The 24,824-nt window shown below is 69.6% G+C and carries 25 protein-coding genes; 10 read left to right on the forward strand and 15 right to left on the reverse strand.

The window, feature by feature from the left end:
- Positions 1-44: 44 nt before the first annotated feature.
- Positions 45-632, forward strand: coding sequence for an IMPACT family protein (locus tag EV683_RS08725; protein ID WP_131862520.1), 588 nt, complete (start codon positions 45-47; stop codon positions 630-632).
- 156 nt (positions 633-788) lie between these two features.
- Here EV683_RS08725 and EV683_RS08730 read toward each other — a convergent pair whose 3' ends face one another.
- Complete coding sequence (locus tag EV683_RS08730) at positions 789-1,463, reverse strand: HAD family hydrolase (protein ID WP_131862521.1); 675 nt, start codon at positions 1,461-1,463, stop codon at positions 789-791.
- A gap of 108 nt (positions 1,464-1,571) precedes the next feature.
- On the opposite strand from EV683_RS08730, the gene EV683_RS08735 reads away from it, so the two are divergent.
- Both EV683_RS08735 and EV683_RS08740 read left to right on the forward strand, forming a co-directional pair.
- A complete protein-coding gene (locus EV683_RS08735) occupies positions 1,572-2,261 on the forward strand; it encodes a ParA family protein (RefSeq protein ID WP_131862522.1) in 690 nt (229 codons plus the stop codon).
- Between the two features lie 191 nt (positions 2,262-2,452).
- The gene (locus EV683_RS08740) at positions 2,453-3,406 is read left to right on the forward strand and encodes a GMP reductase (RefSeq protein ID WP_066614513.1); all 954 of its coding nucleotides are present in this window, start codon (positions 2,453-2,455) and stop codon (positions 3,404-3,406) included.
- Between the two features lie 117 nt (positions 3,407-3,523).
- On the opposite strand, the gene EV683_RS08745 is transcribed toward EV683_RS08740, so the two are convergent.
- Positions 3,524-4,261 (reverse strand): EAL domain-containing protein, encoded by a 738-nt coding sequence (locus EV683_RS08745; protein WP_207910428.1) that lies wholly within the window; start codon positions 4,259-4,261, stop codon positions 3,524-3,526.
- Between the two features lie 169 nt (positions 4,262-4,430).
- On the opposite strand from EV683_RS08745, the gene EV683_RS08750 reads away from it, so the two are divergent.
- Entirely contained in the window at positions 4,431-6,035 is a 1,605-nt protein-coding gene (locus EV683_RS08750; protein ID WP_131862523.1) for a methyl-accepting chemotaxis protein, read from the forward strand.
- Positions 6,036-6,102: 67 nt separating this feature from the next.
- On the opposite strand, the gene EV683_RS08755 is transcribed toward EV683_RS08750, so the two are convergent.
- The 3 genes from EV683_RS08755 to lptF are packed head-to-tail and all read right to left on the reverse strand — an operon-like array spanning position 6,103 to position 10,841.
- Entirely contained in the window at positions 6,103-8,661 is a 2,559-nt protein-coding gene (locus tag EV683_RS08755) for a [protein-PII] uridylyltransferase (RefSeq protein ID WP_131862524.1), read from the reverse strand.
- Position 8,662: 1 nt separating this feature from the next.
- Entirely contained in the window at positions 8,663-9,736 is a 1,074-nt protein-coding gene (lptG, locus tag EV683_RS08760) for an LPS export ABC transporter permease LptG (protein WP_131862525.1), read from the reverse strand.
- A gap of 4 nt (positions 9,737-9,740) precedes the next feature.
- Positions 9,741-10,841 carry an LPS export ABC transporter permease LptF gene (gene lptF, locus EV683_RS08765; protein ID WP_131862526.1) on the reverse strand — a complete coding sequence of 367 codons (1,101 nt, stop codon included), beginning with the start codon at positions 10,839-10,841 and terminating at the stop codon, positions 9,741-9,743.
- Positions 10,842-11,040: 199 nt separating this feature from the next.
- Here lptF and EV683_RS08770 point away from each other — a divergent pair, with 199 nt between their 5' ends.
- Genes EV683_RS08770 through EV683_RS08785 form a run of 4 tightly spaced genes read left to right on the forward strand, consistent with a single transcriptional unit; the run spans position 11,041 to position 15,638 of the window.
- The gene (locus tag EV683_RS08770; protein WP_131862527.1) at positions 11,041-12,606 is read left to right on the forward strand and encodes a leucyl aminopeptidase; all 1,566 of its coding nucleotides are present in this window, start codon (positions 11,041-11,043) and stop codon (positions 12,604-12,606) included.
- Entirely contained in the window at positions 12,593-13,018 is a 426-nt protein-coding gene (locus tag EV683_RS08775; RefSeq protein WP_066613014.1) for a DNA polymerase III subunit chi, read from the forward strand. Before EV683_RS08770 ends, EV683_RS08775 begins: the two co-directional genes overlap by 14 nt.
- Positions 13,015-15,069: a hypothetical protein gene (locus EV683_RS08780; protein WP_131862528.1), complete on the forward strand. Its 2,055-nt coding sequence runs from the start codon at positions 13,015-13,017 to the stop codon at positions 15,067-15,069. Before EV683_RS08775 ends, EV683_RS08780 begins: the two co-directional genes overlap by 4 nt.
- 2 nt (positions 15,070-15,071) lie before the next feature.
- Positions 15,072-15,638 carry a cob(I)yrinic acid a,c-diamide adenosyltransferase gene (locus EV683_RS08785; RefSeq protein ID WP_131862529.1) on the forward strand — a complete coding sequence of 189 codons (567 nt, stop codon included), beginning with the start codon at positions 15,072-15,074 and terminating at the stop codon, positions 15,636-15,638.
- Between the two features lie 127 nt (positions 15,639-15,765).
- Here the strand turns inward: EV683_RS08785 and EV683_RS08790 are convergent, their stop codons facing one another.
- The 5 genes from EV683_RS08790 to trxB all read right to left on the reverse strand — a co-directional run bounded on the left by EV683_RS08790 (position 15,766) and on the right by trxB (position 20,293).
- Positions 15,766-16,587: an alpha/beta hydrolase gene (locus EV683_RS08790; RefSeq protein WP_131862530.1), complete on the reverse strand. Its 822-nt coding sequence runs from the start codon at positions 16,585-16,587 to the stop codon at positions 15,766-15,768.
- The gene (locus EV683_RS08795; RefSeq protein WP_131862531.1) at positions 16,587-17,990 is read right to left on the reverse strand and encodes a PhoH family protein; all 1,404 of its coding nucleotides are present in this window, start codon (positions 17,988-17,990) and stop codon (positions 16,587-16,589) included. The genes EV683_RS08790 and EV683_RS08795 overlap by 1 nt, the downstream gene beginning before the upstream one ends.
- A 64-nt stretch (positions 17,991-18,054) precedes the next feature.
- On the reverse strand, positions 18,055-18,507 hold the full coding sequence (locus tag EV683_RS08800) for a peroxiredoxin (RefSeq protein ID WP_066613003.1): 453 nt from the start codon (positions 18,505-18,507) through the stop codon (positions 18,055-18,057).
- Positions 18,508-18,708: 201 nt separating this feature from the next.
- A complete protein-coding gene (locus tag EV683_RS08805) occupies positions 18,709-19,332 on the reverse strand; it encodes a Smr/MutS family protein (RefSeq protein WP_131862532.1) in 624 nt (207 codons plus the stop codon).
- Between the two features lie 4 nt (positions 19,333-19,336).
- Positions 19,337-20,293, reverse strand: a complete 957-nt coding sequence (gene trxB, locus EV683_RS08810) for a thioredoxin-disulfide reductase (protein ID WP_066612995.1) — start codon at positions 20,291-20,293, stop codon at positions 19,337-19,339.
- A 103-nt stretch (positions 20,294-20,396) separates the two neighbouring features.
- Between trxB and EV683_RS08815 the strand changes: the two genes are divergently transcribed.
- Together EV683_RS08815 and EV683_RS08820 are read left to right on the forward strand one after the other, a co-directional pair.
- Positions 20,397-20,582: a hypothetical protein gene (locus tag EV683_RS08815; protein WP_131862533.1), complete on the forward strand. Its 186-nt coding sequence runs from the start codon at positions 20,397-20,399 to the stop codon at positions 20,580-20,582.
- A 91-nt stretch (positions 20,583-20,673) separates the two neighbouring features.
- Positions 20,674-21,321, forward strand: a complete 648-nt coding sequence (locus tag EV683_RS08820) for a tetratricopeptide repeat protein (RefSeq protein WP_082824195.1) — start codon at positions 20,674-20,676, stop codon at positions 21,319-21,321.
- 164 nt (positions 21,322-21,485) lie between these two features.
- Here EV683_RS08820 and EV683_RS08825 read toward each other — a convergent pair whose 3' ends face one another.
- From EV683_RS08825 to EV683_RS08845, 5 genes are all read right to left on the reverse strand, one after another.
- Positions 21,486-21,884: a YbaN family protein gene (locus tag EV683_RS08825; RefSeq protein ID WP_131862534.1), complete on the reverse strand. Its 399-nt coding sequence runs from the start codon at positions 21,882-21,884 to the stop codon at positions 21,486-21,488.
- An 18-nt stretch (positions 21,885-21,902) separates the two neighbouring features.
- Complete coding sequence (locus EV683_RS08830) at positions 21,903-22,475, reverse strand: TetR/AcrR family transcriptional regulator (protein ID WP_131862535.1); 573 nt, start codon at positions 22,473-22,475, stop codon at positions 21,903-21,905.
- A gap of 5 nt (positions 22,476-22,480) precedes the next feature.
- On the reverse strand, positions 22,481-23,548 hold the full coding sequence (gene waaF / locus EV683_RS08835) for a lipopolysaccharide heptosyltransferase II (RefSeq protein WP_131862536.1): 1,068 nt from the start codon (positions 23,546-23,548) through the stop codon (positions 22,481-22,483).
- 75 nt (positions 23,549-23,623) lie between these two features.
- On the reverse strand, positions 23,624-23,830 hold the full coding sequence (locus tag EV683_RS08840) for a zinc-finger domain-containing protein (RefSeq protein ID WP_066612977.1): 207 nt from the start codon (positions 23,828-23,830) through the stop codon (positions 23,624-23,626).
- Between the two features lie 58 nt (positions 23,831-23,888).
- Positions 23,889-24,809: a branched-chain amino acid transaminase gene (locus tag EV683_RS08845; RefSeq protein ID WP_131862537.1), complete on the reverse strand. Its 921-nt coding sequence runs from the start codon at positions 24,807-24,809 to the stop codon at positions 23,889-23,891.
- Positions 24,810-24,824 lie beyond the last annotated feature (15 nt).

Here is a 24,824-nt window from a genome sequence, read left to right on the forward strand (position 1 = left end):
CGCGCGGCTGCTATCATGCGGTTTTCTGTCTGGATTGCCGTCGTATGTACCAGTTAGCCGCGCCCGCGAGCGCCGAGATCGAGGTCAAGAAGAGCCGCTTCATCGGCATGCTGTTCCCGGTGACGAGCCGCGCCGAGGCCAAGCAAAGGTTGGCCGAGCTGCGCGCGGCGCATCCGGGCGCCGTCCATCACTGCTGGGTGCTGATCTGCGACGGCGATTCGGGCCTCGACGACGACGGCGAGCCGTCCGGTACCGCCGCGCGGCCGATGTACAACGTGCTGTCGCACAAGTCGGTGGCCAACATCCTCGCGGTGGTGGTGCGCTACTGGGGCGGCACCAAGCTGGGCGCCGGCGGGCTGGCGCGCGCCTACGGCCAGGCGGTGACCGAGGCGATGAAGGTCGCCGAGCTGGTCGCCTTCGAACCGTTGGCCGAGCGGCGGCTCAGCTTCGGCTTCGCCGACGAGGCGGCGCTCAGGAGGTTGGCCGAGCAGCGCGGCGCGGTCGTGCTCGCGGCCGACTACGGCGACGCGGTGACGATGACGGTGCGGCTCAAGGCCGCCGACGCCGATCGCTTCGTCGCCGAGGCGTCCGACCTGCTGCGCGGCGCGCTGACGGTCGCCGCTCCCGACTAGCCGCCGGGCCGTCGCGGGCGCGGCAGCTCGCCACGAGGTGCCGGCGTGGACAATGAAAAAAGGTTGGCCGAGCTCGGCCAACCTTTTGTTTTTCCAGCGTGTTCCGCCTGCAGGGCGGGGCCGTCGAGGCGGCTCGCCGCCTGGCGCCGGCCGCGTTCAGCGCGCGCCGAACCACGGGCGCAGCAGCGCGAGCGCCTCGTCGAGGTCGCGGCAGATCGACAGCGCGATCTCGCGCGTCTCGGGGTGCGGCTCGGCGCCGTCGGGCACCACGATCACCGGCATGCCGGCTGCGCGCGCGGCGAGTACGCCGTAGTAGGAATCCTCCAGCACCAGGCAGCGTTCGGCCGGCACGCCGAGCTTGTCGGCCGCGGCGAGGTAGACGTCGGGCGCCGGCTTGGTTTCCTTGACCTCGTCGCCGGCCACGGTGACGTCGAAGAAGCGGATCAGGCCGCTGCGACCGAGTTTGACGTCGGCCATCTCGCGCATCGTCGAGGTCGCCACCGCGCGCGGCACGCCGGCCGCGCGCGCCCAGTCGAGCAGGCTCTCGATGCCGGGCTTGAGCGGGATGTCGCCCTCGCGCACCAGGCGCTGGTAATGGTGGCGGCTCTTTTCGTGCAGCGCGCGCGCCAGCGCCGCGTCGCCGAGCCGCTCGGCGACGAAGGCCTCGCTGCGCGTCACCGACAGGCCGGACAGCGCGGCCAGCAGCGTCTCGTCGATCTCGTGGCCGAGTTCGGCGCCGGCGAGGCGCCAGCTGTCGGCGCCGACGCGTTCGGAGTCGATCATCAGGCCGTCGAGGTCGAACAGCAGGGCGTCGAAGCGCGGGGTGCTCATGCGGTTTCCCTTCGTGTGGCAAGGTTTAAAGCATACCAGCGCGCGGCGGCGGCGGCGCGCCCGCGCGGGCTGGTATAGTGGGCGCAGGCAAATTCCAAGGAGGGCGCAATGACGTTTTCGGTGCTGGTGGCCAATCCCAAGGGCGGCAGCGGCAAGTCGACGCTGGCGACCAATCTGGCCGGACACTACGCGCGTAGCGGTTTCTCGACCATGCTCGGCGACGTCGACCGCCAGCAGTCGTCGCTGTCGTGGTTGCAGCGCCGCGACGCCGCGCTGCCGCGGATCGCCGGCTGGGAGATGAAGGCCGACGAGCCGGCGCGGCCGCCCAAGGGTACCGAGGTGGCGGTGCTCGACAGCGCGGCCGGGCTGCGCGGCAAGAAGCTGGCCGCGCTGGTGTCGCGCGTCGACCGCATCCTGGTGCCGATCCAGCCGTCGCCGTTCGACATGTGGGCGAGCGAGGCCTTCTTCGCGCAGCTGTTCGCCGAGAAGGCGGTGCGCAAGGAGAAGACCTTCGTCGCGGTGGTCGGCATGCGCGTCGACCCGCGCACGCGCGCCTCGCGCGAACTCGAGGCCTTCCTCGCACGTCACGACGTCCCGGTGCTCTCGTGGCTGCGCGACACCCAGCTCTACGTCGCCGCGGCCGCCAACGGCCTGACGCTGTTCGACCTGCCCGAGAGCCGCAGCCGGCGCGACCGCGCCGCGTGGCGGCCCATCCTCGACTGGCTCGACGAGGGCTTTCCGGCCGCGTACCGCGCGCCGCCGGTGGCCGGCGACAGCGCGCAGATCTTCGGCGCCTGATTTTTGCGCTTGACTCCTAGGGTTAACCCATATAAATTGCCCCGGTTTGTTCGTGCGGACCCCGAGGGGCGACGCAGGGGACACTGTAAACGGGAGCCATTGCGGCTCCCGCTTTTATTTGGGGCCCCCTGTTTTTGCGCCGCGGCAGACGTGTCGGCGGCACGACCCATCTGCTCAAGGAGTACCACCGCATGATCAAGACCGAAATCAACTACGGCGACATCTACCTCGTTCCCAAGCGCACCGTCGTCGACAGCCGCAAGGAATGCGACACCTCGGTGCAGTTCGGCCCGCGCCGTTTCGACATGCCGGTGTACCCTGCCAACATGAAGAGCGTGGTCGACGAGGAGACCTGCGAATACTTCGCGCGCCGCGGCTGGTTCTACACCATGCACCGCTTCAACGTCGACGCGACGCGCTTTACCGCCGACATGCAGGAAAAAGGCCTGTTCTCGTCGATCAGCATCGGCGTGAACGAGGACACCGACGAGCAGTTGCGCAACCTGAAGGCCGCCGGCCTGAGCCCGGAGTACATCACGCTCGACATCGCCAACGGCTGGTGCGTGAAGGCCGAGCGCATGATCAAGAAGGTCAAGGACCTGTTCCCCGAATCCTTCCTGATCGGCGGCAACATCGCCACCGGCGAGGCCGCGCAGGATCTGGAATCCTGGGGCGTCGACGCGGTCAAGGCCGGCATCGCCGGCGGCCGCGTGTGCATCACCAAGAACAAGACCGGCTTCCACCGCCCGATGGTGTCGACCGTGCTCGACTGCGCGCAGGCGGTGAAGATCCCGGTGATCGCCGACGGCGGCATCAGCGAACACGGCGACCTGGCCAAGGCGATCGCCTGCGGCGCGACCATGATCATGGCCGGCTCGCTGTTCGCCGGCTACGACGAGTCGGCCGGCCAGATCATCGAGATCGACGGCAAGCACCTGAAGGAATACTTCGGCAGCGCGTCCGAGCACAACAAGGGCGCCTACAAGAATGTCGAGGGCAAGCGCATCTACGTCGAGTACAAGGGCGCGATCGAGCGACTGTTGATCGAACTGAAGGAAGACCTGCAGTCGTCGATCAGCTACTCGGGCGGCAACACGCTGGCCGCGCTGCGCGACGTCGAGATGATCTTCGTCAACCGCTACTGAGCGACGCCAGGGCCGCGTTGCCCGCCAAACGGCTCGGCCAACCCTGATGACGGGTTGGCCGAGCCGTTTTTGCGTCGCGCCAGCGGCGGTCGCCGTCCCGGGCGGGAGGGCAACGGTTCAGGGCCGCACCGACACGAAGCGTTCGCGGAACAGGAAGCCCTGCACGTAGTCGACGCCGAGCGCGCGCGCCAGTTCGAGATCCCCGGCCGTCTCGACCCCCTCGAGCACGGTCGCCTTGCCCCGTTCGCGCGCAAAGCCGAGCAGGTGGCTCAGCAACGCGCGGTGCGCCGCGTCGTCGCGCCGGCCGAGCCAGTGGCGGTCGAACTTGTAGTAGTCGACGCTCATCAGCAGCGGCAGCGCCAAGAGGCTGGCCGGCGCGCCGATGTCGTCGAGCGCGGTCTGGATGCCCGCCTCGGCCAGCGCGCGCGCCAGCGCGAGGCTGCGGTCGGCCTGCTGGGTGTTGGAGTTCTCGATGATCTCGACCACCACGTCGGCGCGGCGTGCCAGCAAGCGAAACATCGGATGGTCGCGGTTGGGGGCGAGGCCGAGCAGAAGGGCGTCGGGGTCGACGTTGACGAACAGCTTGCCGTCGGCCGGCGCGTGCTCGATCTGCGCCGTCTTGGCGATCAGCTCGAGCTGCACCAGACTCAAGGGCGACGCGTGCAGGCAGTCGAACACCGCCTGCGGCGGCAGCGGCGCGCCGTCGCGGTCGTAGAGGCGGGCGAGGCCCTCGTAGCCGAAGGGCTCGAGCGTGCGCGCGTCGAGGATGACCTGGTACTCGACGCCGACGCGGCGGTTTTCGATCAGGTCGAGCAGGGTGTCGGCGCGGATGGCCGTGACAGGGGAAGTCGGCATGGATAAATTATTGCAAATAGTTCTCACTATGAATAGTGGCGACGGCGTGTGTCGGCGCGCGCGCGTGAAAAAGCCCCGCGGGGCAGAGGGAAAAGCGCGCCGTTTCTGATAACATTCCGTCGTCTTGATCTGGTCGCCCACCTCCGGCCGGACACTCCAAGGATGCTGAATGAAAATCAACCTCCCGGTGACCGACCAGGAACGCCGCGTCGACCCCGCGCACCCCATCGTCACCAAAACCGACGCCAAGGGTCTGATCACCTACGCCAACCGCGCCTTCATCGAGATCAGCGGTTTCGACGAGGCCGAGCTGATCGGCAAGAACCACAACGTGGTGCGCCACCCGGACATGCCGCCCGAGGCCTTTGCCGACCTGTGGGAGACGGTGAAGACCGGCCAGCCCTGGCGCGGACTGGTGAAGAACCGCGCCAAGAACGGTGATTTCTACTGGGTCGAGGCCTACGTCACGCCGATCACCGAGCACGGCAGGATCGTCGGCTACATGTCGATCCGCTCCTGCCCGAACCGCGCCGAGGTCGACGCGGCCGAGGCGCTGTACCGCGCGGTGCGCGATAAGCGCGCGACGCTGCCGTCGACGCTGGCGGCGCGCCGCCGCCGGCTCGACCCGCTCAAGTGGGGCGGGCTCGGCGTCGGCGCCGGCGCGCTGCTGCTCTTGGCGGCCGGGCTTGCGCCCGAGCTGTCGTGGGGCGCGCGCGCGGCGTTGTCCGGCGCCGGCTTCGCGGTCGGCGCGGCGGCCGGCGCCTGGGCGGCGCTGCGCGTGGCCGAGTCGCTCAGGGTGCTCCAGCAGGGCTTCGCGTGGATCGCCGAGGGCCAGCTCGAGCATTCGCTGGCGGTGTCGGTCGGCGGTCTGGCGGGCCGGCTGGTCGCCAATCTCGAATCGCTGCGCATCCTGCAGCGCGCGGTGATCGCCGACGTGGTCAGTGCCAGCGGCCGCACGCACGCCAACGCCGACTCGCTCGAAGCGGAGATGCGCGGCCTCGCGGTGCGCAGCGCCGAGCAGGTGCAGGGCTTGACGCAGATCAGCGGCAATATGGAAATGATGAGCGAGGCGGTCGCCGAGGTGGCGACCTTGGCCGAGCAGAGCCTTTCCGACGCCGAGGCGACCAAGGAAGTCGCCGGTGCCGGCAGCGCGACGATGGTCGCCGCGTCGCAGGCGGCCGAGCGCGCGGTCGAGGTGGTCGGCGCCTCGCGCGCGGCGGTCGACAAGCTGACCCGCTCGATGGCCGACATCCGCAGCATGACCGACCAGATCCACGAGATCGCCGACCAGACCAACCTGTTGGCGCTGAACGCGTCGATCGAGGCGGCGCGCGCCGGCGAGACGGGCCGCGGCTTCGCGGTGGTCGCCGACGAGGTGCGCAAGTTGGCCGAGCGTACCAGCAAGACCACCGACGCGATCACCGGCATCGTCGAATCGATCGCGGCGACCACGCGCGAGGCGGTCGGCAGCATGGACGCGACGGTGAGCGAGGTCGGCGAGGTCACCGAGCAGATCCGCGCCTCGTCGGGCAACCTCGCCGGCCTGATCGGTTCGGCCGAGCGCGCCAGCGCGCAGGCCCGCCATCTGGCCGAGCAGATGCGGCAGAAGTCGCAGGCGGTACACGAGGTCGCCGCCTCGCTCGAGCAGCTCAACGCGATCGCGCAGAGCAATCTGCAGACCACCCACCTGGTCGAAACGCACGCGGGCGAGCTGGCCGAAACCGCCGGCGACCTCGCCAAGCTGACGCGCGACTTCCGCAAGTGGAACCGCTAGCGTCCCGCCAGCCCCGTCACCCAACCCGCCGAACGGCGGGTTTTTTCATCGCGGCATCGCCGGTGGCTCAGGCTTTCAGTTCCTCGATCAGCTCGGTCTCGAGCGCCAGGAGCGCGCGGTCGTCGGACAGCGCCGCGCCGGACAGCAGGAAGGAGTCCTCGACGCGGCTGCCGAGCGTCATGATCTTGGCCGACTGCACCGACAGGCCGTAGCGGGTCAGGATCTGCGTGATGCGCGCCAACAGGCCCGGCTGGTCGCCGGCGACCAGCGACAGCACGTAGTAGCTTTCGCGGTCGTCGGGGCGGATCAGCACCTGCGGGGCGACCGGGAAGTGGCGCAGCATGCGGTTGACGCGACCGGCGGGCGGCATCTCGATCTCGCCGCCCTTCCGGAGGCAGGCGGCGAGCTCGAACTCGATGAAGTTGATCAGGTCGCGGTAGTCGCCGTCGTGGTGCTCGGGGATGAAGACGTGGAAGGTGTCGAGCGCGTAGCCGTGACGCGTGGTGTAGACCTTGGCGTCGGCGATGCTGTAGCGGGTGCGGCCGAAGAAGGCGCACAGCCGCGCGAACAGCGCCGGCTGGTCGGGCGTGTAGACCAGCACCTGCACGCCTTCCTTGTCCTCGGACAGCCGCGCGCGGACGATGGGTTCGCGGGTACTCACGAAGCGGTTCAGCAGCCGCGCGTGCCAGGCGATCTCCTTGGCTTCGTGGCGCAGGAAGTAGACGGTGTCGAGCTCGGCCCACAACCTGTCCTCGACGCCGGCCGGCACCGCGAACAGCCGCAAGAGCGCGCGCGCCTGCGTCTTGCGCTCTTCGAGTTCGGAGTCGAGGTCGAGCTCGCCGCCGCGCAGCAGCTGTCGCTGCGTCGCGTGGTAGAGGTCCTCGAGCAGTTTGGCCTTCCACGCGTTCCACACCTTGGGGCTGGTGCCGCGGATGTCGGCGACGGTCAGGAGGTACAGCGCGGCGAGACGTCTGGGCGTTGCGACCTTGTCGGCGAAGCGGCCGACCGTTTCCGGGTCGTAGATGTCTTCCTTCTGCGCGATCGCCGACATCGTCAGGTGCTCCTGCACCAGCCAGACGACCAGTTCGGTGTCGTCGGCCGACAGGCCGTGCGCGACGCAGAACTCGCGCGCGTCGACGCGCCCGAGTTGCGAGTGGTCGCCGCCGCGGCCCTTGGCGATGTCGTGGAACAGGCCGGCCAGGTACAGGAGTTCCGGCTTGTCGAAGTCGTTGATCAGCTTGGACAGGAAGGGGTATTCGTGGTTGAACGCCGGCACCGCGAAGCGACGCAGGTTGCGCACCACCATCAGGATGTGCTCGTCGACGGTGTAGACGTGGAACAGGTCGTGCTGCATCTGGCCGACGATGCGGCCGAAGGCCGGCAGGTACTTGCCGAGCACGCCGTACAGGTTCATCCGCCGCAGCGTGCGGGTGAGGCCCGGCTCGCGGAAGATCTGCATGAACAGTGCGCGGTTGGCCGGGTCGTGGCGGAAGCGCTCGTTGATGCGGCTTCTGGCGTTCCACAGCGCGCGCAGGCTGCGCGGCGCGAAGCCGGTCAGCTCGGGGTGGCGCTGCAGCATCAGGAAGGCCTCGAAGATCGCCGACGGCCGCTCGTGGAAGATCGCCGAGTTGTACACCGACAGCATGCCGTTGACGGTGTAGAAGCGCTCGTCGAGCGACTGCGTCAGCCTGGGCAGCGGCGAGAAGAAGCGCGCGCGCAGGTTCGGCAGCAACACGCCGTTGAGCTGGCCGACGGTGCGCGCCGCGCGGTAGTAGGCGTGCATCAGCAGTTCGCTGGCGCGCCGCGCGCCGGTGTCCTCGAAGCCCCACAGCCTGGCCAGCGGCTGCTGGAAGTCGAACAGCAGCCTGTCCTCGCGGCGCCGCGCGACGAGGTGCAGGTCGATGCGCAGCTTCTGCAGCGTGCGCTCGCTCTGGCGGATCAGTCTCGCCTCGGCGCGCGTCAGGATGCCGCCCTCGGTCAGCGCCTCCCAGCTGTCGCCGAAGCCGGTCGCCTTGCTGATCCACAGCAGCGTGTGCAGGTCGCGGAGGCCGCCGGGGCTTTCCTTCAGGTTGGGTTCGAGGTTGTTGGTGACGCCGAAGTAGCGGTTGTGGCGCTGCTGTTGTTCGAGCTGCTTGCCCTCGACGAAGGCGACCGGGTCGAGCTCGCGCGCCAGCGCGGCCGACAGCGCCGCCTCGAGCGCCGCGTCGCCGGCGATCAGGCGTCGCTCGAGCAGCGTGGTCGCGACGGTGATGTCGGTCTCGGCTTCCTTCAGGCACTCGTCGACGGTGCGCACGCTGTGGCCGACCTCCAGACCGAGGTCCCACAGCTTGCCGATCAGCGCCTCGGCCAACTCGAGCGTGCGGCGCGGCGCCCGTTCGGGCAGCAGGATCAACAGGTCGATATCCGAATGCGGGAACAGCTGGCCGCGGCCGTAGCCGCCGACCGCGAGCAGGGCCGCCGCGTCGCCGCCGCCGGCCTCCTGCCACAGCGAGGCGATCGCCTCGTCGACCAGCCGGCTCAGTTCGGCCAGCAGTCGGGCCGGATCGCCGTGCGCGGGCCAGGCGGCGAACAGCGCCTCGCGCGCGGCCTGCAGCGCCTGGCGGCGGTCGGTCAGCGCGTGCGGCATGTCAGCGTTTCTCCTGCTTGCGGATCAGCGCGACGCCGGCGGCGAGAAAGAGCAGCGTCGGCAGCGTCGCCGACAGCGCCGCGTTCCAGCCGTACAGGAGGCCGAGGTGGCTGAACAGGCGGTTGGTGAAGTGGAAGGCGACGCCCAGGCAGATGCCGATGAACAGTTGCAGGCCGAGCTGGCCGTGGCGGCGCTGACGCGGCGTGAACGCGAGCGCGACCAGCGCCATCGACACGCAGGCGAGCGGGTAGAACAGCTTGCTCCACAGCGCGATGTCGTAGCGCTGCGTCTGCTGCTTGTTGTTCGACAGGTGCTCGATGTAGGTGACGAGGTTGGCGACCGACATCTGCTCGGGCACCACCAAGAGTACGTCGAGAATGTCGGGCTCGATCACCGACTTCCACGTCAGCTCGGCGTGGTGCGCGACGGTGACGCGGTTCTCGCTGATATTGGTGTCCGACACGCCGGAAAGCTGCCACTGGCCGCCGCCGAGGTAGCGGCCCTGGTCGGCGTAGCGGGTCTGCGTGAGCTGGTAGGCGTCGTCGTAGGTGTAGATGCGCACGCCCCTGAGCGTGGTGTCGGGCAGCATCTCGCGCACGTTGATGAAGTGCTTGTCGTCCTTGACCCAGATGCCGGAGCGGAACTCGCGTGCGACCATCGAGCGGGTGGCGGCGAGCTTGATGCGGCTGGCCTCCTGCTCGGCGTACGGCGCGACGAACTCGCCGAGCACGACGGTCAGCAGCGCGAACAGCAGGCCGAACTGCGCGAGCACCGCGGCGACCTGTGGCAGCGACACGCCGCTGGTGCGGATCACCGTGTACTCGCTGTTCGAGGCGAGCTGCGTCATCGCGACCATGCCGCCGATCAGCACCGCCAGCGGCATCAGTTCGTAGGCGTGGCCGGGGATCAGGTAGGCGACGTAGCGCAGCATCACCGGCAGCGTGTAGCTGCCCTGGCCGAGGCGGGGCAGCTCGGCGACCACGTCGAAAAAGCCGAACAGGCCGATCAGCGCGGCCAGCGTGAAGAAGGTGCTGCTCGACAGCGAGCCGATCAGGTAGCGGTTAATCAGTCGCATCGGGTCAGGCCTTTCTCACGAGGGCGGCGAGCGTGCGCGTCAGCGGCGCGGCCGGCTGCGAGCGCAGCCAGACCAGCGCCAGCGTCAGCGCCAGCAGCGCGAGGTGCACCGCCGCCATCGTCGCGGGCGGCAGTTGGCCGCTGCCGATCCAGTTGCGCACCAACGTCAGCGCGTTCTGGTACAAGAGGAAGGCGATCAGCGCGTACACCAGGTTGTAGGTGTGGCCGCTGCGCGGGTTGAAGTAGCTCAAGGGCAGCGCCAGCAGCGCCAGCAGCACGCAGGCGGCCGGCAGCGACAGCCGCCAGGCGAGCTCGGCCTTGTCGGACGGCGCGTCGCTGGCCAGGAGCGCGGTGGTCGGCCGCGACTGGATGTGGGTGATCTCGCCTATCGTCGGCGGCGCCTCGCCGAGGATGACGCGGTAGCGCTCGAAGTGCGCCTCCTCGACGTCGGCCTGGCCGGGCGTGCCGACGTAGCGGCGGCCGTCGCTCAGCTCGAGCACGCGCTCGCCGTGCTCGTTGGTCGTCACCTTGCCGGCGCGCGCCAGGATGGTCGCGACCTTGCCCTCGCTGATCTCCTGCATGAACACCTGTCTGGCGGTGCCGTGCAGCGCCGAATACTGTTCGATGAAGTAGACGCGGTTGGCCGAGCCCGATTCCTTGAAAATGCCCGGCGAGATCGCCGACATTTCCTCGCGCTGCTTGAGCACCTCGGCGTACTCCTTGCTGCGGTAGGCCGCCCAGGGGCTGACGTAGAGCGTCAGCAGCGCGACGATGGCCGCGAAGGGCAGCGCGAAGCGCAGCAGCGGCCAGATCCAGTCCTTGAGGCCGATGCCGGACGACAGCCACACCGCCATCTCGTGGTCGCGCCAGACGCGGGTGAGCACGACCAGCGCGCTGATGAAGACGGTGAGGATCAAGAGCAGCGGGAACAGCCCCAGCGACCAGAAGCCGATCAGCGCGGCCACCGCCTCGTTGGCGATGCGGCCCTCGGCGGCGCGACCCAGGAGGTTGATGGTCTGCGTGGTGACCAGGATCGCCAGCAGCACGACGAACACGCCGACGGCGGTGAACGTCAGTTCGCGGGTCAGGCTGCGGTGAAAAACCATGCGGGATGACCTTTTTGACTTTTTCTTTGTTGCGTTGTGATAATTTGCTTCGAGACTGGATTCGAGGCGCCTTGTTCAAAAAAAGAACAAGGGCATGAGCCGCACAGGCCGGGAGTCAAGACCGTTCGGCCAACCGGTGAAGCGGCTTCGCCTGCATGCCCGCATGGCGGCCGGAACGCAATATCCACGGGAGTTCACGATGGAATTTAACATAAAAAGCGGCAGCCCGGAGAAACAGCGCGTCGCCTGCGTGATCGTCGGCGTGTACGAGTCGCGCAAGCTGACGCTGGCGGCCGACCTGCTCGACCGCGTCTCCAACGGCTTCATCGGCGACGTGCTCAGGCGCGGCGACATGGAGGGCAAGCTCGGCAGCACGCTGATGCTGCACGCGGTGCCGCACGCGCTGTGCGACCGCGTGCTGCTGGTGGGCCTCGGCAAGGAGCGCGAGTTCCGCGCCAAGGAGTACCGCGAGGCGGTCCGCGCGTCGATCAAGGCGCTGACGCAGACCTCGGCCAACGAGGCGGTCAGCTACCTGACCGAGCTGACGATCAAGAAGCACGACGTCGAATGGATGATCGAGCAGGCCACCGTCGTCACCCTCGACGCGCTGTACCGCTTCGACCGCTTCAAGACCCGCAACGACGAAGCGGTGCGCGAGCCCAAGAAGATGACGCTGGCGGTGCAGCGCCGCAGCGACCTCAACGACGGCGAGAAGGGCCTGGCGCGCGGGCTGGCGATCGCCGAGGGCATGCGCTTCGCCAAGGACCTGGCCAACCTGCCGGGCAACGTCTGCACCCCGGTCTACCTCGCCGACACCGCCCGCGACATGGCGCTCTCGCTCGGCGCCGAGGCCGAGATCCTCGACGAGGCCGCGATCGCCGAACTGGGCATGGGTTCCTTCCTGTCGGTCGCCAAGGGTTCGGTGCAGCCGCCACGGCTGATCGTGCTCAAGCACTACGGCGCGAAGGACAAGGCCGACAAGCCGGTGGTGCTGGTCGGCAAGGGCATCACCTTCGACTCCGGCGGCATCTCGCTCAAGCCGGGCGAGGGCATGGACGAGATGAAGTACGACATGTGCGGCGCCGCGACCGTGCTGGGGGCCTTCCGCGCCGCGGTGCAGATGGCGCTGCCGATCAACCTGATCGCGATCGTGCCGACCTGCGAGAACATGCCGAGCGGCAACGCCAACAAGCCGGGCGACATCGTCACCAGCATGTCCGGCCAGACCATCGAGATCCTCAACACCGACGCCGAAGGCCGGCTGATCCTGTGCGACGCGCTGACCTACGCCGAACGCTTCGCCCCGGCGACCGTGGTCGACGTCGCGACGCTGACCGGCGCGTGCGTCATCGCGCTCGGCCACGTCACCACCGGCCTGTTCGCCAACCAGGACAGCCTCGCCCGCGAGCTGTCGGCCGCCGGCGAGGAAGTCGGCGACCGTGCCTGGCACATGCCGCTGTTCGACGAATACCAGGAACAGCTCAAGAGCCCGTTCGCCGACGTCGCCAACATCGGCGGCCGTCCGGCCGGCAGCATCACCGCCGCGGCCTTCCTGTCGCGCTTCGCCAAGGCCTACGACTGGGCGCACCTCGACATCGCCGGCACCGCGTGGAAGAGCGGCAAGGACAAGGGCGCCACCGGTCGCCCGGTGCCGCTCCTGGTGCAGTTCCTGCAGGATCGCGCCGACATCGCGACCGGCAACGTGGTGCGCCGCGGCCGCCCGCGCCGTGAAACCAGCGACGCGATCGACGATGACGCGGATTGATTTCTACACCGAAGTCGACAAGCCGGCGGACTTCGCCTGCCGGCTTGCCCACACCGTCTACAAGAAGGGCGAGCGCCTCACCGTCTGGCTGGCTGACGGCGGGGCGCTCGCCTCTTTCAGCACCCGCCTGTGGTGCGTGTCGGACACCGCCTTCGTGCCGCACTGCGCGCTCGACGATCCGCTCGCGCCCGAGACGCCGGTCGTGCTGACCGAACGCCTGCCCGACAGCGCCGCCGGCGTGCTGCTGAACCTCGGCCCGAGCTACCCCGACGCGCCCGAGCGCTTCTCGCGCATCCTCGAGATCGTCGGCCGCGACGAGGCGGCGCTGGCCGCCGCGCGCGAACGCTTCCGCGCCTACCGTGCGCGCGGCTTCGCGATCGAACACCACGACATGAGTCAACGCGCACCATGACCGACGCCCAAGCCCCCCAACCCGACTGGAGCAAGCTCGACCTGCCGGTGCTGACCGACCTCGCCGACGACGCGCCGACGCAGGCCGCGCCGGAGCTGCCGCTCGATTTGCCCGACTTTGCCGACGCCTTGGCCGAGCTGCCGCCGCGTGGTGCCGCGCCGTCGTCCCGGCCCGGCTCCGGGCCGGAGCTCGAACTCGAGCTGCCGCCCGACCTGGCCTTGCCTCCGGAGCGGGACTTGCCGCCCGATCTCGAACTCGACGCGCTGTTGGCCGAGGCCGACGGCGAGCCGTCGCGCGACGCCGGTCTGTCGCCGCTATTCGCCGGCCAGCCGATGCCGTCGCTCGACCTCGAGCTCGGCGACGCGAACGAGCTGAGGCTGGAGGACGTGCTGCCCGGCTGGGAGGCCCCGTCGGCCGAGCCGCTCGCCTCCGCAAGCGACTTCGAATTCGAGCTGCAGCCGCAAGCGGATGCACCGGTTTCCGGGCCCGTCACGCCGGCGCCGCCGGCCCCCGCTTCGCCTGTAGCCGAGTCGCCGCTCGTGGCGGGGCCGGCCGCGGTCGCCGACCTTGACCCGCTCGCTCCGCCCGTCGCGCCACCGACGTCGCCGGCCGAGGCCGAAGCGGCGGCGCCAGCGTCCGGCGCGTGGCCCACCGCCGACGAGATCGGCGAAGCGCGCCCGCTGTGGGCCGAACTCGAGGCCGCCGAGCCGCACGAACCGGCCGGCGAACCGGCTCCCGTGCCGCAGGGCGGGCCGGTCGAAGCCGCGCCGCGTTCGATCTCCATCGACAGTCTGCCGCGCGGCGTGCTCGGCCAACCCGCGCACGAGCCCGACCCGCTGGACGACCTGCAGGCCCGGCTGGCGGCGCTGCGCGCCAAGCTCGACGAGGCGGCCGCCGCGCGCGGCGGGCCCGCTCCGGCCGCGCCGCTTTTCGCAGGCCCCGCTGCGCCGGCCGTTGCCGGGCCGACGTCGCCGGACGGCGCCACCATGCCTTCCTTGGCCGACGAGGGGCGGGCCGTACCGGCCGTGACGCAGCCCGTCGTCGCGGCGTCCCCGACCTTGGCCGAGCTTCCCTTGCCGGGTGTGGTGCCGGAAGGGGATCGCGAGCCCGTCGTGCCGGATGCCGCTGCGGCGGCTGCCGTCGGCGATCCGTCGCCGCCATCCGGGTGGGAGGCGGCGGAGGCCGGCGTCGCGTCTGTCGCCGCCGGCGGATGGGCGGCGGACGTCGAGCCGTCGACGGCTGAGAAAGCCGGCGCCGACGCGTGGCCACCGTTCGGGGCCGAGGCGTCGATCCCGACGGCGCCGTTCGCCGAGCGCGCGGCTCCCGCCCATGCGCTCGCCCCTTGGCAGGAGGCCGACCCCCAGGCCGCTCCCGAGCCCGACGCGCCGCCCGTAGACACCGGGAGCGCCGCCGACGCGGGGCCACGAGCGGACGCGGCGGAGACGGCGACGGGTGAGCCGCTTGCAGCGTCGTCGGCCTCGACCGTCGGTGGGGTATCCGCGTCGTTGCCCCTGGCCGGGGGCGGCGAGCAGGCGGCTGGCGGTGTCGACGCGCCGCTGTCCCCGCCGCCCGCGGCCGGTTCGGCCGGCGTCGAGGAGGGGGGCGGCATGGCGGCGGACTTGACCGCCGCTGCGCCACGCGCCGATGCTGCGTCCGCCAGCACCGCCAGCACCGCCAGCACCGCCAGCACCGCCAGCACCGTTAGCCCGGATGGCCCGGATGGTCCGGATGGCCCGGATGGTCCGGATGGTCCGGATGGTCCGGATGGTCCGGATGGTCCGGATGGTCCGGCCAACGCAGGCGGTGCCGCGTCCGCGACCGTGGTCGCCGAGGCGGCGCTCGTCGACGCGCTGTACCGCAGCCTGCTGCCGCGCATGAAGATGGAGATGGGGCTGTGGCTGCAAGAGGCGCTCGAGGCGCAGTCGCGCCAGCTGATGGCAGGGGTGATGGCGCAACTCAAACAGGATTACGACATGATGTTCGGCGAAACCTTGCGCGAGAGCCTGCGCGACGCGCTCAAGGACATCGGCCGGACCGACCCGAAAGGATGAGGATGGGACACAGACTGTCGCGCATCGCGACGCGTACCGGCGACGACGGCACGACCGGCCTCGGCGACGGCCGTCGCGTGGCCAAGGACTGCGCGCGCGTAAACGCGCTCGGCGAGGTCGACGAGCTGAACTCGGTGATCGGCGTGCTGCTGGCCGAGCCGCTGCCGACCGAGGTCGCCGCCTGGTTGGCCGAGGTACAGCACGACCTGTTCGACCTCGGCTCCGAGCTGGCGGTGCCCGGCTACGCGGCGCTGACCGAGGCGCATGTCGCCGGTCTCGACGAGCGGCTGGCGGCGATGAACGCCGCGTTGCCGATGCTCAAGGAGTTCATCCTGCCCGGTGGCTGCCGGCAGGCGGCGCTGGCGCACCAGGCGCGCTCGGTGTGCCGCCGCGCCGAGCGCGCGGTGGTGGCGCTCGCGCGCGACGAGGCGGTCGGCGAGGCGTCGCGCCAGTATCTGAACCGTCTGTCGGACGCGCTGTTCGTGCTCGCGCGCGTGCTCAACCGCGCCGAGGGGCGCGACGACGTGCTGTGGCGGCCGCATCGTCGCGAGACGCTCGCCGGCGAATGAGTCCGGACGTTCATCGACGCATCACGACGGCGGCCCGCGGGCCGCCGTTTTTTCTTTCTTCGGCGGGGCGCTGTTGCAGCGGACCGGAGAGGGGCTCGGGCAATCGCGGCATCGGTCCGGCCGACCGTCAGGCGGCGGCCGCGCCGCGCTCGAGCGGGAAGGTCGCGTCGAGCCAGCGCGCGAGTCGCTCGACGACGCGCTCCCAGCCGGCGTCGAGCATCATCATGTGGCCGAGGTCGGGCAGGATGTCGGCGCGGCAGTCGAGCCGTCGCGCGCAGGCGGCGACCTCGTCGGCGGCGATCAGCGCGTCGTGCGCGGCGCCGAGCACCAGCGCCGGCATCGCCGGCAGGCGGGGGAGCAGGAAGGGCGAGACCAGCGCCATGTCGAACAGCGCGCGTTGGCTTTCCGGTTGCGCGTGCCGCGCCAGCTCGGCGACGGCATCGTCGCTGGCGTGCGCGCAGAACAGCATCGCGCGCAATTCGTCGAGCGCCGGCTGGTGGTGGCCGTGCTGGAAGAGGTTGAGCGTGAGGAAGAGGGCCGGCGCGCGCGTCATCAGCCGCCAGCTCGACGCGGCCAGCCCGGTCGGCGGCACCGGCGCGAGCAGCGCGGCGGCGGCGGCCGGGTGGCGCGCCAGGTACTGCTGGACGACGAAGCCGCCCATCGAGTGGCCGACCAGCACCGGTGGCTCGGGCAGCGCGCGCGCGACGGTGGCGAGGTTTTTTACGTAGTCGGCGATGCCGATCAGCGGCAGGTAGGCGCGGCCGTCGCTCGCGCCGTGCCCTTCGAGGCTGAGCGCGTGGCAGGCGTAGCCGGCCTCGGCCAACCTTGCCATCAAGGGCCGCCAGCAATGCGCGTCGCAAAAGGCGCCGTGCACGAACAAAAGGGGCGGCGCTCGTCGCGCCGCCCCGCGGGGTGCCTCGGAAAGGACTTCGAGGCGCGGGCTGGACATCACAGCACCTCGGCCGCGTGGTCGGCCAGCCGCGAGCGCTCGCCGCGCTGCAGCGTGATGTGGCCCGAGTGGCTCCAGCCCTTGAAGCGGTCGACGACGTAGGTCAGGCCCGAGCTGCCCTCGGTCAGGTAGGGCGTGTCGATCTGCGCGATGTTGCCCAGGCACACCACCTTGGTGCCGGGGCCGGCGCGCGTGACCAGCGTCTTCATCTGCTTGGGCGTCAGGTTCTGCGCCTCGTCGATGATCAGGTACTTGTTCAGGAAAGTGCGGCCGCGCATGAAGTTCAGCGACTTGACCTTGATGCGCGAGCGCACCAGGTCGCGCGTCGCGGCGCGGCCCCAGTCGCCGCCGTCGTCCTCGCTCTTGTTGAGCACGTCGAGGTTGTCTTCGAGCGCGCCCATCCACGGCGCCATCTTTTCCTCCTCGGTGCCGGGCAAAAAGCCGATGTCCTCGCCGACCGGCACGGTGACGCGCGTCATGATGATCTCGCTGTACAGCTTCTGCTCGAGCGTCAGCGCAAGGCCCGCCGCCAGCGTCAGCAGCGTCTTGCCGGTGCCGGCCTGCCCGAGCAGCGTCACGAAATCGATGTCGGGGTTCATCAGCAGGTTGAGCGCGAAGTTCTGCTCGCGGTTGCGCGCGGTGATGCCCCAGACGTTGTTCTTCTGGTGCGTGTAGTCGCGCAGCGTCTCGAGCACCGCCGTCTTGCCTTCGACCGCGGTGACGCGCGCCTGCAGCGGCTGCTCGCCCTGCTGCCACAGCATCTGGTTCAGGTACAGGTTCGGTACGTCGCCGCCCTTGATCTGGTAGTAGCTGCGGCCGTGCTCCTGCCAGCTTTTCAGGTCCTTGCCGTTGCGCTCCCAGAACGCGCCGTCGATCTCGCGCGAGCCGGTGTAGAGCAGGTCGGTGTCCTCGAGCACCTTGTCGTTGAAGTAGTCCTCGGCGTCCAGTCCCAGCGCGCGGGCCTTGATGCGCATATTGATGTCTTTGGACACCAGGATGGCCGGGCGGTCGCCGTCGTGCTCCTTGAGCGCCTTGACGATGCCGAGGATCTGGTTGTCGGCCTTGCCGACCGGCAGCGAGGCGGGCAGCGCGCTGCCCAGCGCCTGCGTCTGCAGGATCAGCCGGCCGGTGGCCGCGCCGCGGCTGGCGGTCTCTAGCGGGATGCCGGTCTCGATCTGCTCGGCGCCGGCGCTGACGATCTCGTCGAGGAAGCGGCTGGCCTGGCGCGCGTTGCGCGCGACCTCGGACATGCCCTTCTTGTGCGTGTCGAGTTCTTCGAGGGTGATGATGGGGATGAAGATGTCGTGCTCTTCGAAGCGGTACAGGCAGGTGGGATCGTGCAACAGCACGTTGGTGTCGAGCACGAACAGCTTGCTGGCCTTGTTCTTTCTGCGGCTTGCCATGATGAGACCCCCTTGTGGCTGTTGAGGGCCCGATTTCGACACCGGGCCCGGCTCGAGAAACACGTCAGAGCGTTTTGACGAAGGCGAGCACCTCCTCTGCGTGACCCGGCACCTTGACGCCGCGCCAGGCGCGGGCGATGGTGCCGTCGGCGGCGACGACGAAGGTGCTGCGCTCGACGCCTCTTACCTGTTTGCCGTACAGGTTTTTCATTTTCATGACATCGAACAGCGTGCACACCGTTTCGTCGCCGTCCGACAGCAGCTCGAACGGTAGTTCGAGCTTGGCCTTGAAGTTTTCGTGCGACTTGAGTCCGTCGCGCGAGACGCCGACGATGTCGGCGCCGGCCGCCTTGAAGTCGGCGTACAGGTCGCGGAACGCCATGCTCTCGTTGGTGCAACCGGGCGTGTTGTCCTTCGGGTAGAAGTAAATGACGAGTGGTTTGCCGGCCTCCTCGAGCACGAAGGTTTTGCCGGAGGTGGCGGGGAGCGTGAAGTCGGGGCAGCGTTGGCCTTCCATGCGGGATTCCTTAAAGACCATTTGAGTGAGAAAAACCGATATCCCTTGCTGCTAGATTAGCGAAATGGCAAGGCTTTGGACAGCGTGGCGGACCGGCGCGCGCGCGGGACCGGGGCGGCCTGGCCGGGGCGGCATGGCGGCGCGGGCAAAGGGGAGAAAACTCAGCGACTTGGCGCGGGCGGGCGGCGCGGGGAGTGTGGCTTATTCGCGATGGCGGGTCTTGAGCAGCACCATCAGCGCGCCGCCGCCGCCGAAACGCTCGTCGGCCTCGCAGAAGGCGAGCACGTCCGGATGGCTCTTGAGCCACTGGCGCACCATTTTCTTCAGCACCGGTTCGCCGTTCGAGCTCAGCCCCTTGCCGTGGATGATGCGCACGCACACGCCGCGATCGCGCGCGCGGTGCAGGAACACCACCAGCCGGTCCTGCGCCGCGTAGCGGTCGAGGCCGTGCAGGTCGAGCTCGGCGACCACCGGCCAGTGGCCGTGCTTGAGCCGCCTGAGTGTGTTGCCGGGCATGCCGTCGCGGCTGTGGCGCGCGTCGATTTCGGCCGGTTCGAACCAGGCGCTCATGTGCTGCAGCAGCGCCGCCTCGTGCGCGTCCGACGCCGGCGCGTGGCCGTGGCCGAAGCGCGGCCGGGCCGACGGGCGTGGCGGCTGATGCGCGACGCGGCCGCTGGGCTTGAGCGGACGCACGTCCTTGAACAGCGTCGCGAAGTCGGGCGGCTCGGGCTCGGCCAACCTTGGCGCCGCAACGACAGAACGGGTGCGCGCCGTGGCGCGCACCCGTTCCTTCGCCCCCTTGAGCTGGTCCTTCAGGGGCTTCAAGGGCTTACTTCAGGCTGTCGAGGTAGCGTTCGGCGTCGAGCGCGGCCTGGCAGCCCGAGGCGGCGCTGGTGACCGCCTGGCGGTAGATGTGATCCTGCACGTCGCCGGCGGCGAATACGCCCTTGACGCTGGTCTGCGTTGCGTTGCCGTCGCGGCCGCCCTGGGTGATCAGGTAGCCGGTGCCGTCCATTTCGAGCTGACCCTTGAAAATGTCGGTGTTCGGCTTGTGGCCGATGGCGATGAACACGCCGGCGACGTCGATCTCCTTGGTCGAACCGTCGACGCTCGACTTCAGGCGGGCGCCGGTCACGCCGCTGTCGTCGCCGAGCACCTCGTCGAGGGTCTGGTTCAGCTCCAGCGTGATCTTGCCTTCCTTGACCTTGTCCATCAGGTGGTCGACCAGGATCTTCTCGGCGCGGAAGCTGTCGCGGCGGTGGATCAGCGTCACGTGGCTGGCGATGTTGGCCAGGTAGAGCGCTTCCTCGACGGCGGTGTTGCCGCCGCCGACCACGGCGACCTTCTGCTTGCGGTAGAAGAAGCCGTCGCAGGTCGCGCAGGCGGACACGCCGCGGCCGGCGAACGCTTCCTCGGACGGCAGGCCGAGGTACTGGGCCGACGCGCCGGTGGCGACGATCAGCGCGTCGCAGGTGTACTCGCCGGCGTCGCCGATCAGGCGGAACGGCTTCTCGTTCAGCCGGGCGGTGTGGATGTGGTCGAACAGGATTTCGGTGCCGAAGCGTTCGGCGTGCTTCTGGAAGCGCGCCATCAGTTCCGGGCCCTGCACGCCGTCGGCGTCGGCCGGCCAGTTGTCGACGTCGGTGGTGGTCATCAGCTGGCCGCCCTGCGCGAGGCCGGTGACGATCACCGGCTTGAGGTTGGCGCGCGCGGCGTAGACGGCGGCGGTGTAGCCGGCCGGGCCGGAACCGAGGATCAGAAGACGGCTGTGACGGGATTGGCTCATGGTCGCATCCTGTTGGTTGGGTTGGGGGCGAGTGTAGCAGCGTTCCAGCCGATTGGCTCGACGCGTACACTACAAAAATCGGATCGGAAAGGCAGATGGGGGCATGGAAGAGATTACTCAAGCCGCAAGGCCGGATGTCGCGCTGGCCGCGCAGGTCTACGCGCTGAAAAAGGCGGGCGAGGCGAACGCGGCCCTGTTGCAGGCTCTGATCGGGGCCGGCGCCGAAGGCGCGCGGGTCGCGACGAACAAGCCGCCCCACCTTGGGCAGCGCATCGACGTCACGGCCTGAGGGCGTCGGCCGGCGTTTATTTGGCTCCACCGGCAAACCGGCGCCTTTCCCGCTTGTCCAAGCTGCTGGGTCGTCGGGCGGGAGAGCAATCATGTGGCGCGCATTCGCAGCGGCGGTCTGTTTGTCTCTCGCGGCTCCGGCGGCGCGGCCTGCCGAACCCGAGGTGCCGGGCTGGCAGGCTTACCAGCGCGGCGATTACGCGGCGGCCCGCCGCGCCTTCGAGGCGGCGGCGGGGCAGGGCAACCGCGTCGCGCTGTTCAATCTCGGGATGATGTACTGGCACGGCGAGGGGGTTGCCGTCGACCGCGCGCGCGCGATCGACTTCATCCGCCGCTCGGCCGAGCTCGGCTCGCCACGCGCGCAGCACGCGATGGGCCTGCTCTACGAAATGGGCGAGGGCGTGCCGCGCTCGCAGCGCGACGCGAGCGTCTGGTTCGAGAAGGCGGCGCGCCAGGGTTATACCGACGCGCAGGTCAGCATCGCGACGCAGTACTACCTCGGGCGCGGCGTCAAGCAGGATTACGCGGCCGCCGCGCGCTGGTACCGCGAGGCGGCGCTCGCCGGCGACGTTGGCGCGCAGTATCTGCTCGCGAGCCTCTACGAGCACGGCGACGGCGTGACGCAGGACTACACCGAGGCGATGCACTGGTACGACCGCGCCGCTCAGCAGGGCGACGTCGCGGCGGTGTTCAAGTCGCGCGAGATGGCGCAGAAGATGCGCGGCGCGCCGGCGCGCTAGCGAGCTGGGCACGGTGCGGTGGAAACGGCGACCGCGTGAGCGGTCGCCGTTGCTTCGTCCGGAAAGTGGCCCGGGTAGGCTCGGCGGCGTTGCGGCGCGCGGCGGGTCGGGGGTCGAGGGCGCGGAGGGCGTCCGTCGCTAGCCTTTCATTTCGGGCGATACCGTCATTCTGAATCATGTTCTGCCATGTCCGGCGGCGCGCTTGGGCGGCGGGCGATCCAGGCGGCGAGGGCGAGTCCGAACAGCAGCAGCGCGCCCTGCAGCCACGGCCGTCCGGCCTGCAGCGCAATGGATAGCGCGAAGCCGGCGGCGATGCCGACGAGGGCGGCGCGCTTGCCGGCGGGGGTGAGGGTGCGCCGCGTCTCCCACAGCCTGAGGCTGGGGCCGAAGCGCGGGTGGTCGAGCAGCGCGCGGTGCCACTCGGGGCGGGAGCGGGCGAAGCAGGCGGCGGCGAAGATCAGGAAGATGGTGGTCGGCATCAGCGGCAGTAGCGCGCCGATCGCGCCGAGCAGGCAGCACAGCACGCCGAGGATCAGCCACAGGGTGCGGGTGGTCGGCGTCATGGTCCGACGTTGGCCGAGCTAGTCGACGAGGGCGAGCGCCAGCATCCGCTCGGCGAGCGCGTCGACCGACAGCTCGCCGTCCGGGCGGTACCACTGCACGGTCCAGTGCAGGCTGCCCAGCCAGGTGCGGCGCAACAGCCGGGTGTCGGCCTTGACGAGACCGGCGGCGGCGGCCTCGTCGAGTACCGTTTGCCACAGCGCCTCGTAGCGGTCGCGCAATACGACGAGGCCGGGCCGGGCGGCGTCGGACACGCTGCGCCATTCGTACAGCATCACCTCGAGCGCGGCCTGGTTTTCGCCGAGCAACGAGTGCAGGTGGACGCGGAACAGCGCGGCGAGCTTGTCGCGCGGCGACGCGGCCTTGGCCAGCGCCGCCTCGAGCTCGTCGGTGGTCGCGCCGATGCCCAGCGCCATCACCGCGACCAGGATGTCTTCCTTGCTGCGGAAGTGATAGAACAGGCTGCCCGACTGCAGGCCGACGGCCTGGCCGAGGTCGCGCACCGTGGTGCGCTCGTAGCCCTGGTCGCGGAACAGCCGTGCGGCGGCGCGCACCAGTTCCATGCGGCGGGAGTCGTCGTGCTGGCGGGTCATGCGCGTCAGGCGTCCGGGGCGGGGTGGAGGGGAATGACGGGGCGACGCTCGTCCGACAGCGTCGGCAGCAGGCGCCGCGCGGCCTGCCAGACCGGGTCGGGCAGCAGTTTTTCCAGGCAGTCGGTGTGGCCGAACGGACAGTTGCGCTCGAAGCAGGGGCTGCACTCGAGGTTCAGCGACACGATCTGCGCCTTGTCGGACAAGGGCGGCGTGAAGTCGGGGCTGGACGAGCCGTACAGCGCGACCAGCGGCTTGTCGAGCGCGGCGGCGACGTGCATCAGACCGGAGTCGTTGCAGACGGCGAGTTCGGTCAGGCCGATCAGGTCGATCGCCTCGTCGAGCCCGGTGCGGCCGGCGAGGTTGACCGCGCTGCCGCCCGAGAGGTTGACGATCTCTTCGCCGATTTCCTGGTCCTTGTGCGAGCCGAACAGCCATACCTGGTAGCCGGCCTCGGCGAAGCGGTGCGCGAGCTCGGCGAAGTGGCGCGCCGGCCAGCGCTTGGCCGGCCCGTACTCGGCGCCCGGGCAGAAGGCGACCGCCGGCTTGTCGTTCGTCAGGCCGAGCTTGCCGAGCGCCGCCGCCTGCGATGCGGCGTCGACGGCCAGCCGCGGGTGCGGGATCGGGCGCGGGATCGCGTGCTGCGCGTCCTCGCCGAGCGCGCAGAAGCGCTCGACCATCATCGGCAGCGCCTTCTCGTCGAGCTCGCGCGTGTCGTTCAACAGACCGTAGCGCGACTCGCCGACGAAGCCGGTGCGCAGCCGGATGCCGGCGAAGAACGGGATCAGCGCCGACTTCAGCGAGTTGGGCAGCACGATCACCTGGTCGTAGCCCTCGCGCCGGAGCGCGCGCGCGACGCGCCAGCGCTCGGCCAGCCGCAGCTGGCCGTGGCCGAAGGGGTTCAGGTGGGCGCGGCGCACCTCGGGCATGCGCGTCAGGAGCGGCAGCGTCCACGCCGGCGCGAACACGTCGATCGCGACGCCCGGATGGCGCTCGGCCAACCTGCGGTACAGCGGTTGCGCCATCACGCTGTCGCCGACCCACGAGGGGCCGATCACCAGGATTTTTCGAATCATCGGCAAGTAAAAAAGGTGCGGCGCGTGGCCACACCTTGCGGTCTCGATAGCGGGCCCGTTGCGGTCGAACGGGGCTCAGTGGTGGTGGCCGGTCACCGGGCCGGTCAGCTTGTACAGCGTGCCGCAGTACGGGCAGCGCGCCTCGCCGCCTTGCTTGACGATCGGCAGGAAGACGCGCGGGTGCGAGTTCCACTTGACCATGTCCGGGGTCGGGCAGTGCAGCGGCAGGTCCTTGCCGGTGACTTCGATGACGTTCTGGGTGTTTTCTTTCAGGTCGGCCATGCTGTTTCCTTGCGGCGCCCGGCGGGACGGCGGCCGGGCGCGGGTGTTGCTCGATGACTTAGATGTAGGTCAGCCAGTTCTCGCGTTTCGGGTCCAGGCCCTTGACGCAGTCGAAGTAGCGCTTCTGGATTTCGGTGGTGACCGGGCCGCGGCGGCCTTCGCCGATCTGGCGGTTGTCCAGTTCGCGGATCGGCGTCACCTCGGCGGCGGTGCCGGTGAAGAAGGCCTCGTCGGCGCTGTACACCTCGTCGCGCGTGATGCGTTTCTCGATCAGTTCGAGGCCCATCTCGCGGGCGATCTCGACCACGGTGTCGCGGGTGATGCCCTCGAGCGCGGAGGTCAGGTCCGGCGTGTACAGCTTGCCGCGGCGGACGATGAAGATGTTCTCGCCCGAGCCCTCGGCGACGTAGCCCTCGACGTCGAGCAGCAGCGCCTCGTCGTAGCCGTCCTTGACCGCCTCGGTGTTGGCGAGGATCGAGTTCATGTAGTTGCCGTTGGCCTTGGCCTTGCACATCGTGATGTTGACGTGGTGGCGGGTGAAGGAGCTGGTCTTGACGCGGATGCCCTTCTCGAGGCCTTCCTCGCCGAGGTAGGCGCCCCACGGCCAGGCGGCGACGATCACGTGCACGTCGTCGGCGGGCGGCGCGATGCCGAGCTTGCCCGAGCCGTAGAAGGCCATCGGGCGGAAGTAGCAGGACTTCAGACCGTTCGACTTCACCACCTCGACGTGGGCGGCGTTGATCTCTTCCTTGCTGAACGGCAGGTCGATGCCGAGGATGTGCGCCGAGCGGAACAGGCGATCGGTGTGGTCCTGCAGGCGGAAGATCGCCGGGCCCTTCGGGGTTTCGTAGGCGCGCACGCCCTCGAACACGCCCATGCCGTAGTGCAGGGTGTGGGTCAGCACGTGGGTGGTCGCGTCGCGCCAGTCCACCAGTTTGCCGTCGTACCAGATAAAGCCGTCGCGGTCAGCCATCGACATGTTGGGATCTCCGTC

It is taken from the genome of Crenobacter luteus, assembly GCF_004345725.1.
In the GTDB taxonomy this organism is placed as follows: domain Bacteria; phylum Pseudomonadota; class Gammaproteobacteria; order Burkholderiales; family Chromobacteriaceae; genus Crenobacter; species Crenobacter luteus.